Annotated in this window: 1 protein-coding gene; it reads right to left on the bottom strand. The window is 65.1% G+C overall.

Features of this window, described 5'->3' with window-relative positions; genetic code table 11:
* Window positions 1–505 (bottom strand): formyltransferase family protein (locus PVZ72_RS00370; RefSeq protein WP_273860902.1); only part of this gene is annotated, 505 nt, incomplete at both ends.

The following is a 505-nucleotide window of genomic DNA, read 5'->3' as shown; positions in this document are numbered from 1 at the left end:
TCCAGCCGAAGGCGCCCGGATAGGGTTGGGTCACGGCGCGCACCAGGTTGTTCAGCTCCACGGCCGGACGGCTCCACTCCAGCTCGCCATCGGCGGCGCTGCGGCGGCCAAAGGTGGTGGCCTGGCTTTCGTCCTGCTCGCGTTCCTCTACTGTTCCGGAGGCAAGTGTAGGGAGCACTTCATTGAGCAGCGCTTGGCTTGTTTCCCTTAGTTTGGCGTGAAGTGTGAGTGCGGTGTCGTCAGGCGCAATCTCTACACGTTTTTGGGCCACGATCGGGCCGGCATCGGCACGCTTGACCATGCGGTGCAGGGTTACGCCGGTCTCGGTCTCGCCGTTGACCAGCACCCAGTTGGCCGGGGCCCGACCGCGATAGCGCGGCAGCAGCGAACCGTGCAGGTTGTAGGCGCCGCGCTTGGCGCAGGCCAGGACGTCGCCCGACAGCAGGTTGCGGTAATAGAAGGAGAAGATGAAATCCGGCTCCAGGGCGCGGATGCGCTCGACCCA

This window comes from Pseudomonas sp. LA5 (genome assembly GCF_028640825.1).
Lineage (GTDB): Bacteria > Pseudomonadota > Gammaproteobacteria > Pseudomonadales > Pseudomonadaceae > Chryseomonas > Chryseomonas aestiva.
This window is presented reverse-complemented; position numbering and strand designations above follow the sequence as displayed.